General features: G+C 61.4%; 16 protein-coding genes. 6 read left to right on the forward strand and 10 right to left on the reverse strand.

Annotated elements, in window-relative coordinates:
- The first annotated feature begins 83 nt into the window (after positions 1-83).
- On the forward strand, positions 84-1,406 hold the full coding sequence (locus HWX14_RS16100; RefSeq protein ID WP_151062511.1) for a 2-hydroxycarboxylate transporter family protein: 1,323 nt from the start codon (positions 84-86) through the stop codon (positions 1,404-1,406).
- A 281-nt stretch (positions 1,407-1,687) separates the two neighbouring features.
- On the opposite strand, the gene HWX14_RS16105 is transcribed toward HWX14_RS16100, so the two are convergent.
- The 5 genes from HWX14_RS16105 to cyoA all read right to left on the reverse strand — a co-directional run bounded on the left by HWX14_RS16105 (position 1,688) and on the right by cyoA (position 7,206).
- A complete protein-coding gene (locus HWX14_RS16105) occupies positions 1,688-3,133 on the reverse strand; it encodes a carotenoid oxygenase family protein (RefSeq protein ID WP_151062510.1) in 1,446 nt (481 codons plus the stop codon).
- A 234-nt stretch (positions 3,134-3,367) separates the two neighbouring features.
- Positions 3,368-3,700: a cytochrome o ubiquinol oxidase subunit IV gene (cyoD, locus tag HWX14_RS16110; protein ID WP_006759069.1), complete on the reverse strand. Its 333-nt coding sequence runs from the start codon at positions 3,698-3,700 to the stop codon at positions 3,368-3,370.
- Positions 3,701-4,309, reverse strand: a complete 609-nt coding sequence (cyoC, locus tag HWX14_RS16115; protein WP_151062509.1) for a cytochrome o ubiquinol oxidase subunit III — start codon at positions 4,307-4,309, stop codon at positions 3,701-3,703.
- Positions 4,309-6,315, reverse strand: a complete 2,007-nt coding sequence (cyoB, locus tag HWX14_RS16120; RefSeq protein ID WP_174904698.1) for a cytochrome o ubiquinol oxidase subunit I — start codon at positions 6,313-6,315, stop codon at positions 4,309-4,311. Before cyoB ends, cyoC begins: the two co-directional genes overlap by 1 nt.
- Before the next feature lie 3 nt (positions 6,316-6,318).
- Positions 6,319-7,206 (reverse strand): ubiquinol oxidase subunit II, encoded by an 888-nt coding sequence (cyoA, locus tag HWX14_RS16125; RefSeq protein ID WP_151062702.1) that lies wholly within the window; start codon positions 7,204-7,206, stop codon positions 6,319-6,321.
- A gap of 202 nt (positions 7,207-7,408) precedes the next feature.
- On the opposite strand from cyoA, the gene HWX14_RS16130 reads away from it, so the two are divergent.
- Positions 7,409-8,404: an AraC family transcriptional regulator gene (locus tag HWX14_RS16130; RefSeq protein WP_151062701.1), complete on the forward strand. Its 996-nt coding sequence runs from the start codon at positions 7,409-7,411 to the stop codon at positions 8,402-8,404.
- Positions 8,405-8,648: 244 nt separating this feature from the next.
- Here HWX14_RS16130 and HWX14_RS16135 read toward each other — a convergent pair whose 3' ends face one another.
- The 5 genes from HWX14_RS16135 to HWX14_RS16155 all read right to left on the reverse strand — a co-directional run bounded on the left by HWX14_RS16135 (position 8,649) and on the right by HWX14_RS16155 (position 14,042).
- Complete coding sequence (locus HWX14_RS16135) at positions 8,649-9,662, reverse strand: transporter (RefSeq protein ID WP_151062700.1); 1,014 nt, start codon at positions 9,660-9,662, stop codon at positions 8,649-8,651.
- A 124-nt stretch (positions 9,663-9,786) separates the two neighbouring features.
- Complete coding sequence (locus HWX14_RS16140) at positions 9,787-10,680, reverse strand: acetoacetate decarboxylase family protein (protein ID WP_151062699.1); 894 nt, start codon at positions 10,678-10,680, stop codon at positions 9,787-9,789.
- 30 nt (positions 10,681-10,710) lie between these two features.
- Positions 10,711-12,168 (reverse strand): aldehyde dehydrogenase, encoded by a 1,458-nt coding sequence (locus HWX14_RS16145; protein WP_151062698.1) that lies wholly within the window; start codon positions 12,166-12,168, stop codon positions 10,711-10,713.
- A gap of 45 nt (positions 12,169-12,213) precedes the next feature.
- Positions 12,214-13,077, reverse strand: coding sequence for a fumarylacetoacetate hydrolase family protein (locus HWX14_RS16150; protein ID WP_151062697.1), 864 nt, complete (start codon positions 13,075-13,077; stop codon positions 12,214-12,216).
- A gap of 35 nt (positions 13,078-13,112) precedes the next feature.
- Positions 13,113-14,042: a VOC family protein gene (locus tag HWX14_RS16155; protein WP_151062696.1), complete on the reverse strand. Its 930-nt coding sequence runs from the start codon at positions 14,040-14,042 to the stop codon at positions 13,113-13,115.
- 199 nt (positions 14,043-14,241) lie between these two features.
- Here HWX14_RS16155 and HWX14_RS16160 point away from each other — a divergent pair, with 199 nt between their 5' ends.
- The 4 genes from HWX14_RS16160 to HWX14_RS16175 all read left to right on the forward strand — a co-directional run bounded on the left by HWX14_RS16160 (position 14,242) and on the right by HWX14_RS16175 (position 18,431).
- A complete protein-coding gene (locus HWX14_RS16160; protein WP_151062695.1) occupies positions 14,242-14,985 on the forward strand; it encodes an FCD domain-containing protein in 744 nt (247 codons plus the stop codon).
- A 142-nt stretch (positions 14,986-15,127) separates the two neighbouring features.
- Positions 15,128-16,372 (forward strand): MFS transporter, encoded by a 1,245-nt coding sequence (locus HWX14_RS16165; protein ID WP_151062694.1) that lies wholly within the window; start codon positions 15,128-15,130, stop codon positions 16,370-16,372.
- Positions 16,373-16,428: 56 nt separating this feature from the next.
- Positions 16,429-18,030: a bifunctional 3-(3-hydroxy-phenyl)propionate/3-hydroxycinnamic acid hydroxylase gene (locus tag HWX14_RS16170; protein ID WP_151062693.1), complete on the forward strand. Its 1,602-nt coding sequence runs from the start codon at positions 16,429-16,431 to the stop codon at positions 18,028-18,030.
- Positions 18,027-18,431: a DUF4440 domain-containing protein gene (locus HWX14_RS16175; protein ID WP_151062692.1), complete on the forward strand. Its 405-nt coding sequence runs from the start codon at positions 18,027-18,029 to the stop codon at positions 18,429-18,431. The genes HWX14_RS16170 and HWX14_RS16175 overlap by 4 nt, the downstream gene beginning before the upstream one ends.
- The last annotated feature ends 5 nt before the right edge of the window (positions 18,432-18,436 follow it).

Raw genomic sequence — 18,436 nt, forward strand, 5'->3', positions numbered from 1 at the left:
GCGTTGTGCATAGACGCACTGAGATGCTGTTCCGCCTGGCTCTGCTAGCCAGGCGATGTAGATATAAATATTGGAGACATCTGATGGAATCCTCTCGTGCCGATACAAGCTCTCCGCCGATAGCGCGACGCTCGACGGTCGTCAACTTCAGAATCGGCGGCATGCCGGCTCCGATGTTCGCCGTGCTTGTGGTTGTCACTGCGGCGGCGGCCATGACGAAGAAACTGCCCAACGACATGATCGGTGGCTTTGCGGTGCTCATGCTATCAGGAATGCTGCTCGGAGAAATAGGCCGGAGAGTTCCGCTTCTTCGGCATATAGGCGGTCCTGCCATTCTCTGTCTGTTCGTGCCATCAGCTCTGCTTGGCTACAAGCTCATGGACGAGGCCGCGATGAAGGCGATCACAACTACCATGAAGACCGCCAATCTTCAATATCTCTATATCGCCTGTCTTGTCGCGGGCAGCATCCTAGGAATGAACCGGAAGATCCTGATTCAGGGCTTCCTGAAGATGTTCGTGCCGCTCCTCGTAGGAACCATTGCAGCGATCGCAGCGGGCGTCGCTGCCGGCCTGATGTTCGGCTACGACCCGAAGCACACGTTCTTCTACATCGTTATGCCGATTCTTGGTGGCGGCATCGGTGAAGGCATTCTGCCGCTTTCCATCGGCTATTCGGAGATTACCGGCGCAGCCCAGGGGCATCTCATCGCGACTATGGTGCCAGCTGCGCTGATCGGCAACGTCGTTGCCATTCTCTCCAGCGGTGTTCTCAGCCGATTCGGCGAGAAACACCGTCATTTCAGCGGAGACGGAATGCTGGTGAAAACCGGCGAGGACCAGGAACTGCTGAAGGCGCAGAAAGCGGAAGCTGCATTGGATTTGCGACTGATGGGGTTGGGTTTGCTCCTCTCCTGCACGCTCTTTATTGTGGGTGGCCTTCTTGCACCGCTGACCGGAATACCCGGCCCCGTCCTCATGATCATCGCCGCAGCACTACTGAAAGTGTGCCGCGCGATTCCCGAGTCGATGGAAGTCGGTGCGTATCAAATGTACAAGTTCATGTCGACGAATCTCACTTTCTCCATTCTGGTTGGGCTCGGTGCGTTGTTCGTCTCCTGGGACAAGCTCGTTAGCGCCTTCTCGCCCGGCTATTTTGTGATCTGCACATCGGTTGTCCTCTCGATGGTCGCTTCCGGTTTCTTCGTCGGTGCTTGGCTCAAGATGTATCCAGTAGAGTCCGCGATTGTCACCGCATGCCACAGTGGACTGGGAGGAACGGGAGACGTGGCGATCTTGTCATCTTCGAATCGAATGGGCCTAATGCCCTTCGCGCAGATTTCCACACGCATCGGCGGTGCGGCGATGGTCGTCTTCGCGACTATCTTGATGACGTGGCTGCACTGAGAAACTTTAACAGACGGTGCGCGCATTGGGAGTTCGGCGTGATTCCCCTCACGCCTCAGCTACATACGAGTAAGCCGAGATTGCGTACGCTGCACCGGTGCAATGCGGCACGGGTTCCCAATCAATTGATCCAATACGGTCACGAGCGGAGTGGGATGGCTGTTGTCGATTGGAGCAGCGGTGCCGATTCTGCCATGAACGCGGCCGCCGCTGCATAGCGAGGAGACTTGTCACCGCTTCCATTTTCAAACATCAGAATGGAAGCGGTTTACAGTGGTGGGTCAGAGCGGTGACCAGGTGCCATGCAATGACATTCGCAGCCGGAACGGGATTTTGATACGCGCTACAGGCCCCGATGACAATTTCATCGCGTCAAGTACCACAAGTTCGGTCGTTTTAGATCGCAGGTGGTTGAGAACGCTCATGACAAATCCGTCACCTTCGGGCGCGTCCGGGCTGCGCGGGACGAAGATCGGCTCTTGGAAACACTCCGCGTCGCCGGCGAACCACGCCTCAGTATCGCCCGATACGACATCGACTCGCGCCAGCGTGTTAAAAAACTGGAACGGGGGTGCGCCAAGCGACTTCCCATCATATGGCAAGGACGGATCGAATTTGAGCACAAACCCGTGTCGATATGTTTTTCCCATGTATCGAGGATCGCAGCGCGGAAACTCACACGGGAAGTCCGTCAGCGCTTCGGGTTCAACGTCATCGATCTCCGATTCAAGATCGAACGTCCAACGCATCAATGACACCTTGAGGGTCTCGAGTGGCGGGAATGAGCCGTCTTCCTGCGGGAAAAAATAAAAAGCGTTCCCGTCCGCGACCGGCATGTCCACGAAAACGCGGCTTCCTTCTTCGAAGGAGTTCAGCGTGTGTCCCTGAAACCCATTTGCCGGCCCGTAATACCAACGCACATCTCTTTCGTTGCCGCGTCTAGGAAGAACTCCAAAGAGTTGCGGAAGGTCGGGTTGCCACTGAAAGTGCTGGCCACCCCTTTTCATTCGCTCGAGATCGACAGTTAAAGGGATCACCGGAAATACGACGTAGTTCTCGGTAACGGCGAAATCGTGAATCATTGCAGCATACGGCGCTTTGAACCAGACTTCGCGCTTCACCTCACCTGACGCGGCGATCTCGTAGTACGCGATATCCGGTGTACCCTCGCCCTTGGCCTCGTAGGCGAAGCACAGCAAGTCACCGGTTTCCGGGTCCACTTTGGGATGGGCAGTAAACGTGGCCGATCGCACCTGCCCTCCGAAATCCCATACGCCGATGGTTTCAAGAGTGTCGGGATCCATCGCGTATGGAAGGTTGTCTTCCTTGAGCGCCAACAGGACACCATTGTGCTTCACCACTGTCGTGTTGGCAGTGCTGTTGTTCCGCGCTGCCAAAGGGTCGTTCGTAAAGACGTTACGATAAACCCCGGTGAGGGAACGGTGTTCCCGACGTTGGGCAAGCAATCTTTCGGTTTGCACGTAGCGCCGTTTCAGACTGACTTTACCGTCACTGAACCGAAATGCGCTGACGGCACCGTCACCGTTAAAGAAGATATCGGCGCCAAGCATCGGGGGATACTGCGGATCGGGAGCCACTTGGTAGAAGACTCCTTTGATACTCTCCGGCAGAGATCCTTCGACCTCAAGATCCACAACGTCGGCCTCAACACGGCTTGGTTCGTAAAGCCCGACAAATTCAGGTGTCGTCGGAAACAGCATACTCATATGACTCTCCTTCAGAACATATCTGTACTGCGTCTTCACGTGTTGCCCAAGAGCTGGTGATCGGTTTAACTGACGAACCATAGGGACTACACGTGGTACTTGGGATAAGCTCAAGGCTAGGCGTCGAGGTCTTGCCGGCCAGTTGCGATGATTTCGCCCAACGGGCATCTATTGCCGCTAGGTCGGATCAGCCATTTTTTGGTCAAACAGGTCTGCCGGTGCGTCGTCGCAATGTCAACGCGACATCATGTTCATGCTGACGTTGTGCATCACCCACAGCGTGCCGACGATCAGGATCGCCGCGGTCAGCACGGTGTAGCTGAACGCCATCACGTTCCAGCGCTGACCCGACGAACCGTTCATGTGCAGGAAGTACACGAGGTGAACGACGATCTGCACGAACGCGAGCGCGGCCAGCGCGATCAGCGATGCGTGCGGCGACAGCACGCCGCCCATCACGAGGCCGAACGACGCGGCCGTGAGCAGCACCGACAGAATGAAGCCCGCGACATAGCCGCCGACGCTGCCGTGCCCTTCTTCGAGTTGAGACGAATGCGAATGAGCCATTTAGATCACGCTCGCGAGATAGACAAAGGAAAACACGCAGATCCACACGATGTCGAGGAAGTGCCAGAAGAGGCTCAGGCACGTCAGGCGCCGCAGGTCGCGATCGGTCAGGTCGCCGCCGCGCAATACGATCTGCCCGGCGAGCACGATCATCCACAGCAGGCCGGCCGTCACGTGCAGCCCGTGCGTGCCGACCAGCGTGAAGAACGCCGACAGGAACGCGCTGCGCTGCGGGCCCGCACCTTCCGCGGTCAGGTGCGAGAACTCGCGCAGCTCCATCGCGAGGAACGCCGCGCCGAGCACGAACGTCACCGCGAGCCATGCGAGCAGCGCGCCGCGCCGCTGCTTGTACGCGGCCAGCATCGCGAAGCCGTACGTGATGCTCGACAGCAGCAGCGCGGCGGTTTCCACCGCGACGCCCGGAATGTCGAACAGGTCCTTCGCGGTCGGACCGCCCGCGTACTGGTTGCCGAGCACCGCGAACGTCGCGAACAGCGCCGCGAAGATCACGCAGTCGGTCATCAGGTACAGCCAGAAGCCGAACACCGAGTGCGACGGCGGATGGTCGTCGTGTTCGAGCAGGGTTGCGCTCAAGGTTTTCTGCAACATCAGTTGGCCTCCAGTTCCACGTCGTCGACACGCGTGGCCACGCGCGCCGCCGGTTGCTTCTCTTCGATCTTGCGCACCTTCGTCGCCGGGATGTAGTAGCCGTCGTTGTCACGCGAGCTGTAGATCACGAGCGTCGCGACGATGCCGACCAGGCCGCCGATCGCCATCCACCAGATGTGCCATACCAGCGCGAAGCCCAGCACCAGGCTGAAGATCGCGACCACGAGGCCCGCACACGTATTCGACGGCATGTGGATGTCGCGGATCGCCGCCGGGTTCGGCCGGCCATCGCCGCGCGCCTTCATGTCGGCGTACGCGTCGAGCGTGCGCACTTGCGGGATCACCGCGAAGTTATAGTCGGCCGGCGGCGACGAGGTCGCCCATTCCAGCGTGCGGCCGCCCCACGGATCGCCCGTGGTGTCACGGTACGCCGGCAGGTTCCGATTGCGGATGCTGACGACCAGTTGCAGCAGCTGGCAAGCGATGCCGATCGCGATCAGCACGGCGCCGAACGCGGCGACCAGCAGCCACGGATGCCACGCCGGGTTGTCGTAGTGGTTCAGACGCCGCGTCATGCCCATGAAGCCGAGCACGTAGAGCGGCACGAACGCGACGTAGAAGCCGACCTGCCAGAACCAGAACGCAGCCTTGCCGAGTTTCTCGTTCAGCTTGAAGCCGAACGCCTTCGGGAACCAGTAGTTGAAGCCCGCGAGATAACCGAACAGCACGCCGCCGATGATCACGTTGTGGAAGTGCGCGATCAGGAACAGGCTGTTGTGCAGCACGAAGTCCGCGCCCGGGATCGCCATCATCACGCCGGTCATGCCGCCGAGCGTGAAGGTGACCATGAAGCCGATCGTCCACAGCACGGGCGTCGTGAATTCGATCCGGCCGCGATACATCGTGAACAGCCAGTTGAACACCTTCACGCCGGTCGGGATCGCGATGATCATCGTCATGATGCCGAAGAACGCGTTCACGTTGGCACCCGAGCCCATCGTGAAGAAGTGGTGCAGCCACACGAGGAACGACAGCACCATGATCGCGCAGGTCGCGTACACCATCGTCTTGTAGCCGAACAGCGGCTTCTTCGAGAACGTCGCGATGACTTCCGAGAAGATGCCGAACGCCGGCAGGATCAGGATGTACACCTCCGGATGGCCCCACGCCCAGATCAGGTTCAGGTACAGCATCGCGTTGCCGCCGGCTTCGTTCGTGAAGAAGTGCATGCCGAGGTAACGGTCGAGGCCGAGCAGCGCAAGCGTCGCGGTCAGGATCGGGAACGACGCCATGATCAGCACGTTCGTGCAAAGGGCCGTCCACGTGAACACCGGCATCTTCATCAGCGTCATGCCGGGCGCGCGCATCTTGATGATCGTCACGAAGAAGTTCACGCCGGTCAGCAGCGTGCCGACGCCCGAGATCTGCAGCGCCCACAGGTAGTAGTCGACCCCTACCCCCGGACTGAACTGCAGCTCCGACAGCGGCGGATATGCGAGCCAGCCCGTCTGCGCGAACTCGCCGATCACGAGCGAGATGTTGATCAGGATCGCGCTGACGGCCGTCATCCAGAAGGAGAGCGAGTTGATGAACGGGAATGCGACGTCGCGCGCACCGATCTGCAGCGGCACGACGAGGTTCATCAGGCCGACCATGAACACCATCGCCATGAAGAAGATCATGATCACGCCGTGTGCCGTGAAGATCTGGTCATAGTGGTGCGGCGGCAGGTAGCCGGGCGCGTTGTAGGCGAGCGCGAGCTGCATGCGCATCATGATCGCGTCGGCGAAGCCGCGCAGCAGCATGATCAGCGCGACGATGATGTACATCACGCCGAGTTTCTTGTGGTCGACCGTCGTCAGCCATTCCGTCCACAGCCACTTCCAGCGGCCGGTGATCGTCAGCGCGGCGAGGATGCCCAGCACGACCAGCCCCATGAAGGCGCCGGCCACCATGATGATGGGCTGATCGAACGGGATCGCCGATAGTGTGAGTTTGCCGAACATGCGTTACCCCTTCGTGCCGCAGGCGGCGTCCTTCAGATCGAGGACGTGGCCATCGTTGTATTTCGCGATGATGTTGTGGAAGAGCCGCGGATCGACCGACGAGAAGTAGCGCACGGGCGCCTTCTCGCTCGGCTGCGCGACGGTGCCGTACACGGTCGCGTCGAGCCGGTCGGGCGAGGCCTTCACCTTCCGCACCCAGGCGTCGAACTGCTCACGCGGCTCGGCAAGCGTGCGGAATTTCATGTCGGAGAAGCCGCGGCCGCTGAAGTTGGCGGACGTGCCCGCATAGTCGCCGGCTTCGTCGGCGATCAGGTGCAGGCGCGTCTGCATGCCGGCCATCGCGTAGACCTGGCCGCCGAGCTGCGGAATGAAGAACGAGTTCATCACCGAATCCGACGTGATGCGGAAATTCACCGGTGTGCCGACCGGAATCGCGAGCTGGTTCACCGACGCGATGCCGAGTTCCGGATAGATGAACAGCCACTTCCAGTCGAGCGCGACGACCTCGACGTCGATCGGCTTCACCGACGACTCGAGCGGCTTGTATGGATCGAGTTCGTGCGTGGTTTTCCACGTGAGCACGCAGAGGAACAGGATGATCAGCGTCGGCACCGTCCAGATCACCACCTCGATCGCGGTCGAGTGCGACCAGTTCGGTGCATACGTGGCGTTGCGGTTCGACGCGCGGTAGCGCCACGCGAACCATACCGTCAGCAGGATCACCGGCACGACGACGATCAGCATCGCCCATGTCGAGGTGGCGATCAGCGCCTTCTCGGCGGCTCCGACGCTACCTTTAGGATTAAGGATGTCCCCGCTACAACCTGAAAGAGCCAATGCCGCGATGATTGAAATCGACGCCGACAGACCTCGACAGACCTCTCTTTTCATATTGCGGCCCAAGCTCCGGGTTGGAACAGGGCGATACGCAAACTGATACCGCGTTGGGGATTCGACTGTCGATAAAAATTCGCAGATGAATTTGTCATATAGCGCGACGGCATGCACTCAGGAACGCGTATGATGCCGGTGGATTTGGTCGTCGGTGCGTACTGATCGTTCAGAGAAGCACCGCATTCGTTCGAGAGTAGAAATGGACTCGGTCAGTGAAATATTGGCGTCGCTTTCGCTGGGCTCAGCGGCCATCGGCACCATCAGTCTGTGCGAGCCTTGGAGCCTGCGCTTTGTGGACGCGCCCTCCGTCGCGAGCTATACCGTCGCAAGTGGGGGAGGATGCTGGTTGCGATACGGGGATGCGATACCACAGTGGTTGGAGCCGGGCGCAACTGTGCTGCTGACCGCAGGGAGCGATTCGGTGGTGCTCTGCAGTAGCGATGATATTCCGCCTACGGACATCGGTGATCTGTTTCGTCGAGTACGGCTCGATCACCTGCGCGACATGGAGCCTGACAGGCCGGTGACTCTAAATTGGGGCGGCTCGGGCCAGTCCACTGTGTTGCTGGGCATAGCGTTCGGGATGAAGAGCGAGCTACGCCACCGCGTGCTGAGCGCACTTCCGGAACTGATCATGTTCCGGGCTGATGATCCGCATATATCTCCATGGACGGCAGAATCGCTTCGCTTCCTCGCACGAGAATGTGCGAATGAACTGCCGGGTTACACAGCCATGGCACGCGCTGTTGCGGAGACAGTATTGCTCAGTGCTGTTAGAGGCTATCTAGTCACGGAGTCGAGTGATCGACCGGGATGGGTGCGCGGACTAGGCGACTATCGTATTGCGAAAGCATTGGCAGCAATGCATAAGGACCCCGGTCATGCGTGGACAGTCGCCGGTCTCGCCGCCCATGCGGGAATGTCCCGCACCGCCTTTGCAGTCCGCTTTGCGGCGATCGTCGGCAGTTCGCCCATCGATTACTTGACGGAATGGCGTGTCGACCTGGCGCGCCTGAGGCTAAAGAGCGGTCATTGCAACATTAGCCGTCTCGCCGAAAGTCTCGGCTATACGTCAGAGACAGCGTTCCGTCGCGTATTCAAGCGTATCTGCGGCGTTCCGCCGAGCCAGTTCGTGAGTAAGGGAAAGCAGGCGACTGCGGACGTCCAACGATCCTCGGACGGCCAGACGTCATGAAGCGTGTACAAGCTGCTCGTGCGTGAACCCTCTGCGTCCCGCCATGAGTTCCTCGTTGTCGTCTCAACAACATCCCGCAATTTTCCAATTTTTAACGGACAGTTCTGTGCGGCAGGATCGCCCGAAGCGGGGGCACGTGATGCGACGAGGCCGCATTTGTACGTTCCCCCGCTCATTACGTATCCGATGATGTCACCGGTTAGGGATTCTCGTGCGAACTTGGCGCAATCGCACGAGCGTTTCATCAAAACGGAGTCGCAAGTTGCGCCTGTACGATGAGGCTGTTGCGCGTGCGGTTTCGCACGGCGGTTTCGGTATAGGCATTGAGCCAGAGCGCCCGATTACCTTTCATCTGCCAAAAGATGCCCGGACCGATACCCAACACTTGTTCCCGCCCAGCCACCGATGTGCCATTGATCCGGTGGTCCGTTAGCTGCCGCAAATAATAGCCGTTGATGCCGAGATGCATGGATGGCGTAAGCGCGTAGGATGTCGTGAAGTTGAGCCAGGCTGCCTGACCCGCTTGCGTATCACTGACCGGCTGGTTGTCGAACGCGAGCGGATAACTTGCGGCCGGATCGTGATTCTTGAAGTTGTACAGGTAATGCAGCCGCCAGCTGATCTCGATCTTGGGGAGCGGAAATAGCGAAGCTGCCCAGTACGGATTCAGGGAAAAATACCCGGAACTCTGGTTGAGATCAGCGTTGTGCTTGTACTGTCCGGTAGGTGCGATCACGTCTAACTCGAAGCGCTGGACAAACAGAGGCTGCCCCGAAGAGCCGAGAATTGGCGCGTACTGAAGTTGCGGTCCGAACGTAATATCACCAAGCGCCGTGCCGCCGCCCGACAAGCTTGCTCCAGGCCGGTCGAAACTCCCATGCAGCCGAGTCACCGGAACGATGACATTGAAGCCCAATGTCCCCCCCGCCAAGTGCCATGGGGATGTGAAGGCCACGTGATTGATCCACGTAAATGCTTCGACACGGGGATGACGAAACGCGTTGTTCGTACTGCCATCTGCGTTCTTGATCGAATCTGCAGTCGAGTAGCGAGCTTCACCGAGGTACGACCAGCCTGCCAATCCCGAAAATCCGTCGAAGAAGCTGGTGGATCCGAGATTGAGGCCCGATGGCTCCGACACCGTCGGCGGACGTCCTACCGCTGTCTGCGAAAATGCCGGGCCGGCTAATGAAGTCGATAGTGCGATCGCGATCCAGCATAAAAGTCGCAATATTAAATCAGTGATCCGAAGTATCATGCTTGTCTCCAAACGTACCGGATGATACCGGCCTTCGTTTTTATAGATAAACTACGCTGTCATACACTTTCATATTGCGGCGGGCCATTCTTCCTGCCCGCGCTCATATCGATCGTTTTTTTAACTAATCCCGCGGTAGCAGCGGGCGAATCACATTCGCGGACACAGCCAGCCCAGGTGCGGAAAACTGCACCATTTCGGCACCCAGATATTCGAGTATGTCGAGGTCGGCAACTCCGTTGACGACGTGGAATGTGGTGGGCAATTGCTCGAACGTCGCCCGATACCAGTTCACTGATCCGCCCGACGCTTTCCATGTCCTGAACTCCGCGCCGCCGAACTTGATCGGTGACGTATCGCCCGCGGCGCCGGGCTCGGGCTGAGAGGTAGTAGCGTAGGCGACATCGCAGCCGCCACGACCGAAGCTACCCGTGCGCGGCATGTACTTGTAGAAGAGCGCCGCCCCGCCCGGCCCGGGCAACTTAGGCTCTTCGTGCACTTCAACCAGGCCGTGAAGCGCGATCTCGAAGAACTTGAAGTCGAACCACGAGGCCGATCCGCCAGCTGTGCCGAGCGAATGGTCAATTTCGAGGGCAGGAATGTCCGCGAACAGCTTGGGGAAACCGAGCTCCTCACGCCCAGTCATGATTGCATCGGGTACGCCTTCCCAAAGCACCGGACAGAACGCGCCGTTGATGGTTTCTGCCTTGCCGTGGTAAGTGGCAGGAATCTCAATCATCACGATCCCATAGCCGCGCCCCGCCAGCCAGTACAGGTTGCTGAAGAACGCGAGCGACGCGTGAACCTCGGCCTCGCCTTGTAACTCAAAGCCCGGCGGCAGGATACGCTCCAGTTGCTCGCGGTGAGTGCGGTATTTGACTGTCATCCATGAGGCATTCATGGTGCCGGCTTCCCCGGGCGTCCACAGCGTCCCATCGGCTTTTTGGCGCGGCCCCGGCGCGGGACCGAACACGGCAGGCATGCGGTAGCGCACGCCCGGTTTGAATTCGACGGTCATGATCGAATGTTCCTTGTTGGGTTGACAGGTTTAGAACGGGTAGTGGCGCGGTGCTGTCTGCACCGTCAACCAACGCAATTCGGTGAATTCATGTACGCCGGCACGACCGCCGAAGCGGCCCAGCCCGCTTCCCTTGACGCCTCCAAACGGCATCTGCGGCTCGTCGTGCACCGTAGGCCCGTTGACATGACAGATGCCGGAGTCGATGCGCCGCGCGACGTCAAGGACGCGGCTTACGTCGCAGCCGAATACCGCCGCAGAAAGGCCATACTCGTTGTCGTTGGCGCAGGCGATCGCCTCTTCCACGCCATTGACGCGCACGATGGGCTTCACGGGGCCGAACGATTCCTCACGGTAAACTTTCATCGCAGGCGTCACATGGTCGAGCAAGGTGGCAGGCATCACCGTGTTCGATGCCTTGCTGCCGCACAGCAGCGTTGCGCCTTTCGCGAGCGCGTCGTCGATCAACGCGTTGCAACGCTCCACGGTGGCGATGTCGACCACGGCCCCCAGCACGACGGGTGCATCTCCACGCGGGTCACCCATGGGAAGCGAGCGGACCTTGGTCGCGAGACGCTGCACGAAGTCGTCGGCAATCGTGGCATCCACGATGATGCGTTCTGTCGACATGCAAATTTGCCCCGAGTTTGCGAAGGCGCCGAAGGCAGCGGCGTTCACCGCAGCATCGAGATCGGCGTCGTCGAGCACCACCAGCGGCGCCTTGCCGCCCAGCTCCAGCACGGCAGGCTTCAGGTACCGCGCGCAGGTGGATGCAACGATGCGCCCCACCCGCGTCGAGCCGGTGAAGTTGACTCGCCGCAGCGCGGGGTGCGCGATCATGGCTTCCACCACCGCGGCAGCATCCGTGGCCGCATGCGTGACAAAGTTCACAGCGCCCGCCGGCAAGCCAGCATCGAGGAAGCTTTCGGCAATCAGGCTGTGCGTGTAAGGACACAGCTCCGAGCCCTTGAGCACGACGGTATTGCCGCACGCCAGCGGCACAGCCACGGCACGCACCCCGAGAATCACGGGCGCATTCCAGGGCGCCATGCCGAGGACAACGCCGGCGGGCTGTCGGACGGCCAGCGCAAGGCAGCCGGGCACGTCGGAAGGAATCGTCTCGCCGCTCACTTGGGTCGTAAGCGATGCGGCTTCGCGCAGCGTGGCCGCAGCGACCTGCACGTTGAATCCCGCCCACGCGGCGGTGGCGCCGGTCTCGGCGCACATGGCCGCGGCGAACTGCTGCGCCTTCGCCTCCAGCGCATCCGCTGCCGCATTCAGCCGTGCCCGCCGCTCACTCGGGCCGAGCGCCGACCACACGGGAAACGCCGCGGCGGCGGCGTCGACCGCTGCCTTGGCGTCACTCGCAGTGCCCGCTGCAGCAACCGACACCACTGCGTCCGAGAGCGGGTTGCGCCGTTCGAACGACATGCCGGACGACGCCTGCATATCCTTTCCACCTACTAGCAGATTGACTTCATACACCATGGGGATGGACCTCCTGTCTCCAGTAAACGACACTCGTCGCGACGCTCACGCGTGCTCGACCGCGATGGTGTTCTCGATGTGACCAAGGCCCTCGATCTCGACCTTGATCACGTCACCTAGCTGGAGGAACTTGCCGAGCGCAATGCCGACATTCGCGCAAGTGCCGGTCGCGATCAGGTCGCCCGGCTCGAGCGTCATCACTTGCGAAAGCTCGTGAATCTGTTCCCAGATGCTGTAGATCATTCCGCCCGTGCTCGCGCTCTGGCGCAGCTCGCCGTTGACCCACAGCTTCATCTGAAGCGCATGCGGATCGGCTATGTCGTTGGCCGTGGTAATCCACGGGCCGATTGGCCCGTGCGTGTCGAACGATTTGCCGAGCGTGAATGTGGGACTCTTGAACTGCCAGTCGCGTGCGGTCACATCGTTCGCAACGAAGTAGCCGCCCACCACGGACGGCGCTTCCTCCACACTGACGTAGCGGCAACGCTTGCCGATCACCACGCCCATTTCGGCCTCGTAGTCCATCTTGTCCGTCACGCGCGGTTTCACGACCGGATCGAACGGGCCGGTGATGCAGCTGACTTGTTTGTTGAACCACAACTGATGGGGCGGAATGGTGATGCCGGCGCGCGCCGCTTCGTCGGCATGGTCCTGATAGTTCATGCCGATGGCCAGGTATTTCTGGGCATCCGGAATGGGGGCCTCGAGCCTGACGCGCGCCAGCGGCACGCCGTCTTTCACGTCGCGAAGCGTTTGCTCGAGACGGCTGACGAATGCAGGCCCGGCGGCCAGAACTTCACGGATCGAAGCGGGTGCGGAAGGATCCAGCGTCGTCAACGCGACGACTCGATCGCCGTCGACGGCGCCGATGGTGGTCACACCATCATGGGTGTAACGGGCAAGTTTCATACAAAGTGCTCCTACACATAAGAAGAGAAATGGGCTCAGGCAAAAAATTCGGGCGCAAGCGGCGGCGCCCATTGGCGCAGTTCGTCCTCTGACAATTGGGTGTGCCCCACCGGCGTGCTGTCGTTCACCAGATCGCCGTCGGTCCAGTGCTCGATCTTGTTGCCGAACGGGTCGCGCCAGTAGTCGAAGATCTGGCTGCCCTGCACGTGGCGGCCCACACCCCACGAATGCTGGTAGCCGCGCGCCCTCAGGTACTCGCCGCCCAGCATGACGTCGTCGATGTCCAGTACTTCGAACGCGGTGTGGTCGAAGCGCGCACGGCCGTCCTGCGCAGAAATCAGCGCAATCGTGTGGTGGTCCGTCCACTGCGCACCCAGACCGCAATGCAGGAATGCGGCAATGGTGTTCTGCTCGCTGCCGACCCAGTAGGTGTCCGAAGCGCGAAAGCCGAGAACGTCGCGATAAAACGCCAGCATGGCGGGGAAATTGCGCACCTGGAGCGCGACGTGGCCCAGCCGCATTACGGCACTCGGACGCGGCTGCAGGCGCACTGGCGTGCCCAAACGCCGCCGCGCGCCGCTGCAGTTCATGGCGATCGGGTCGCGCAACGGCAACGGTGCGTGCCGCGCGGCCCCGTGCAGCACGTCCACGACAAAGCCGTCCGGGTCGCGCAAGCGCGCGCGGCGCCCGCCGCCCGGCTCCGGGTTGTCTTCCACCTGGACGCCGTGATGCGCGGCCAGCCGGTCGAGGTCCGCTGCTTCGGCCGCATGCAGGCCGAAGCCTACGGTAGCGTTATCGGGACCGAGTTCGCTCACATGCACATGATGTGCAGTGGCGGCGGCACGCATGTACAACGCATGCTCGCTGCGGGCCGCTCGGTGCAGACCGAAGTCGAGCAAAAAGTTCTCCATGCGATCGAGGTCGGTGACCTGATACCGCACGAAGGCAATGTCTTGCACAGTCATCACGAACGCGTCTCCTAGTTTTGCGTCAGTCGTTGCAGCTCAGCTGCCGTATCGCCGCACAATAAATCCACAAACACAACGATCAAAGATTAACCTCAATAAAATCGATAAAATATAGGGAATTCCATAATCTTGACGAACGTCGATGACGAAAGAGAGAATCGTGGCAAGCTCCCTACACGTAAGAACGCTTGCATTCATGGATACGACCCTCACCTCGCCCGGCGCAAAAAGCCTGACTTCGCTCGCAGTCGAGCGCCTCCGCGGCGACATCCTTGCCGGACAGCTGCGTCCCGCAGAACGGCTGCGAATCCAGGCTCTCTGCGAGCGGTACGGCATCGGCGCTACGGCCATACGGGAAGCGCTGTCGCGCCTTGTCACAGACGGCCTCGTGGATTCCGAAGACCAGCGCGGCTTTTGCGTCACGCCTGTGTCCCGGGAAGACCTCACCGACCTAACGCAAACGCGCGTCGAAGTGGAATGCAGCGCGCTGCGGCTCGCGCTCGAGCACGGCGGCATCGACTGGGAGTCCACCGTGCTGTCGGCATTTCACCGGCTGCAACGTACGCCGCCGCCCAGCTCCCCCGAGCTGCACGACGCGTGGGCGGCAGCGCATCGCCAGTTCCATGAGGCGCTCATCGCGGGATGCGCGTCGCCGTGGATGCTGCGGCTGTGCCGACTGCTGTACGACCAGTCGGAGCGCTATCGGAATCTGGCCGAGCAGTACACGACGGAGAAGAACCGCGACGCCGCGACCGAGCATCGCGAGTTGATGGAAGCCGCCATGGCGCGCGACGCCGAGCGTGCGGTCCAATTGCTCGCCGGGCATTTTTGGGAAACTACCGGCATCATCCTGAAGGCCGTGTTCAACGACGACGCAACCGCGCGCACGGCCAAACGCGGCCCCGGCCGCAAACCGCGCAGCAATCGCGGCGAGACGTAAGCGCGGGAGGCATTAGTCCGCCTCGCTGACGGCGCGGACCTGCCTGCGAACTATCCCCGATCAAGATACAGATGCTGCGCACGACGCGGCAGGGGCGGACTTTGCCGCAGCAAACCGCTCACAAACAAAAGGAGACAACGAGATGCAACCTCACACAACTCCGGTCCACCACCGGGCATCCGAGTTCAAGGCCGTTTGCCTGCTTGCGTTGGGACTCGGCATGGTCGGACTCGACCGCTTCATCATCAATCCGCTGTTCCCGGTGATGCAGAAGGAACTCGGGCTGAGCTACCAGGACCTCGGCGTTATCTCGGCCGCGCTGGCGCTTACGTGGGGCGCGGCGTCAATCGTCAGCGGACGGCTCGCGGACCGCCTGGGTCCAAGCCGGGTGTTGATCGCCGCGATGGCCGCCTTCTCGTTGCTCGCGGCGACGACCGGGCTTGCAACAGGTCTTGCTAGCCTGCTCGTCATTCGGTCGGTCATGGGTCTGGCAGAAGGTGCTTACGTACCGGCCAGCATCGTAGCGACCGTGAACGCTTCGAAGCCGTCGCGCGTCGGTCTCAACATCGGGCTGCAACAGATGGCTCAACCGCTCGTCGGTCTGGGCCTGGGCCCGATCATTGCGATCAGCCTGCTCAAGGTGCTGCCAAGCTGGCATTACGTGTTCGCCGCGGTCGCCGTGCCCGGCTTGCTGCTTGCGGCCGTCATGGCTCGCGTGCTGCGCGATCCTGCTCGTATTGCGGGTACGCCGCGCGACGACGCGCACGAGTGGCGAACCGTCGCTACGAACGGCGCCGTGCGCGTAAATACGGCGACCATGCTCTGCTATCTCACCTGCGTGATCCCGCTTTCCACGTTCATGCCAAGTTACCTCACTGACTACCTTCGGCTAAACCTGGACCAAATGGGTATGGTGCTCACGGGCCAAGGCGCGGGCAGCCTAATCGGGATGGTGGTCATTCCCGCGTTGTCCGACCGGTTCGGGCGCAAGCCGCTTCTGATCGCGGCACTACTGGCGGAACTCGTAGCGCTCTGGATGTTTCGGACGATCGGCGCCGAGCCGATCAAGCTGTTCTCCGCCTTGTTCGTCATCGCATTCATGAATTCCGGCGCCATCGCAATCACGGTGGGCCCGCTCACTAGCGCGGCCGTTCCCCCCCGCCTTGCGGCTTCCGCCACGGGTCTTGTGGTGGGCGTCGGCGAAATTGTGGGCGGGGCAATGGCGCCCGCCGTCACCGGCGCACTAGCCCACGCAATGGGCATTGCGGTGATTCCCGTCGTCGCTTTGATCGCGATTGCCATGGGCACCGCCATCGTGGCGTTCGGCGTCCGCGAACCGACACTATTGGCGGATATCGAAGAACATCCCGTCAGCACGCGGCCCTGAGCCGGGACAAGGACGGGGCTCTCACCGAATTCACGACATTCCATTGGAGACACGAAGTGACATCCGTATCGCACAACCAGGACGACGGCACGTCGGAAAACCTCGCCGATGTAGCGATCGTAGGTTACGGGCCGGTTGGCCAGGCGCTCGCCTTGAAGCTTGCGCTCGGCGGACACCGCATCGTCGTGATAGAACGCTGGCCGCAGTTGTATGGTCTGCCTAGAGCGGTTGGGCTCGATCACGAGGCGATGCGCATTCTGCAGTCGCTCGGGATCATCGACGAATTCGAAGCCAGCACGTGCCTGAGCCACGTCTACGAATGGCGCAACGGCAACGGCGAATTGCTGGTCGCCTTTCCAGGTCTCGACGAAATAGCTGAGTCCGGCTGGCCAAGACAATTCGGATTCAGCCAGCCCGCGCTCGAACGTCTGCTCGACGATCGCATTGGCGGTGTCCACGCGGATCGCGTCACGGTGCACCGCAACCTCACGGTGGTGGCCGCCACCGAGCACCCCGATAAGGTGGTGCTCGAAACGCGGCCTACCGGAGATATCGACGGCGAGCCCCGCCTCATCGCCGCGCGCTATGTGGTGGGATGCGACGGCGCCGGAAGCTTCGTACGGGGCACAATGGGCGCGGCGCTCGTGGACCTGGGCTTCGTTGCTGACTGGCTCGTGGTCGACGTGCAGCCGCGCGACCCATCGCAATGGAGCGCGGACGTCATCCAGGTCTGCGACCCGCAGGGCCCGACGACGATGGTGCCCGGCGGCCCGGGACGCCGTCGCTTCGAATTCATGATGCTCGAGGGCGAACACAAGAACGAGCAGAACAACCCGCAGGCCGCATGGGTCCGGCTGGAACGGTGGGGCTGGACGCCCGCCAACGCGATTCTCGAACGCCATGCGGTCTACACGTTCCGCGCCGCCGTGGCCGACCGGTGGCGGCGCGGGCGACTGATGATTGCCGGCGACGCCGCCCATCTTACACCGCCCTTCGCCGCTCAGGGCCTCTGCGCGGGCCTGCGCGACGTGATTGCGCTCGCGTGGCGGCTCGACGCCGTGTTGCGCGGCGAAGCCAACGAGACGCTGCTCGACTGCTATGGACCGGAACGGCAGGTGCATGCCACTGCGCTCATCGAGTTCGCCGTGATGCTCGGCAAGATCATCTGCGTGCTGGACCCGGCCAAAGCGGAAGAGCGCGACCAGCAACTGCGCAACGACGCCGGACGCAGCGAACAGAAGTGGCCGGCGCCGCGCCTCGGCAGCTCGCCACTCCTGCGCGAAGACGACCCGTGCTCTGGATGGCTCAGTGTGCAAGGACGCGTGCATCTTGGCGACCGGACGGCCCGCCTCGACGACCTGATCGGCTCGGGCTTCGTACTGATCGGGCACGGGCATGATCCGACGAATACGCTCACCGCCGAGCAGTGCCAGTTTCTCGCCCGCATCGGCGCAACGGCGATCGGCATCGGTGGATCCGAGGCAGCCCGCGACATCGACGGCACCTACGCACGCTGGTTCGATCAGTTGGGCACTACCGCAGTGCTCGTGCGGCCGGACTTCTACGTATTCGGGAGCGGTGACGCGCCCGTGCTCGTCGCCGACCTTATGACCGCCTGGAACCGTGGCTTGTCGGCATTCGACGCGGAGGCCGCGTGAACGGGGACGTGGCACTGCGTCATGCCACGCTCGCGCGGCACGGCGAGCGCATCCGTCGGCTAGTTGACGGCGACCTCGCCGGTATCGACGACCTGCTGGACGACGATCTGATCTATGTTCATTCCACTGGTCTCGTACAGCGAAAAGCCGAACTGATCGATTTCTTGACGCAGACGCTGCACGTGCAGGACATTCAAACGCGCGTTGTCCATGTCGCGGAAGGCAGCGACATGGCGTGCATCGGGCTGTTTCTGCGCATGCGCGCGCAACTGAAAACGGATCCGCCGCGCGAGTTTTGCACGTACAGCTACGTAACCGAGGTGTGGCGCCTTGGCGGCGGCGACTGGCGTTTGCTGAATTTCCAGTCCACAGCAGTCCGTGAAGAGGCGACACTCCTCTGATCAAT

The sequence above is a fragment of the Burkholderia sp. BCC0044 genome, assembly GCF_902832955.1.
Taxonomy (GTDB): domain Bacteria; phylum Pseudomonadota; class Gammaproteobacteria; order Burkholderiales; family Burkholderiaceae; genus Burkholderia.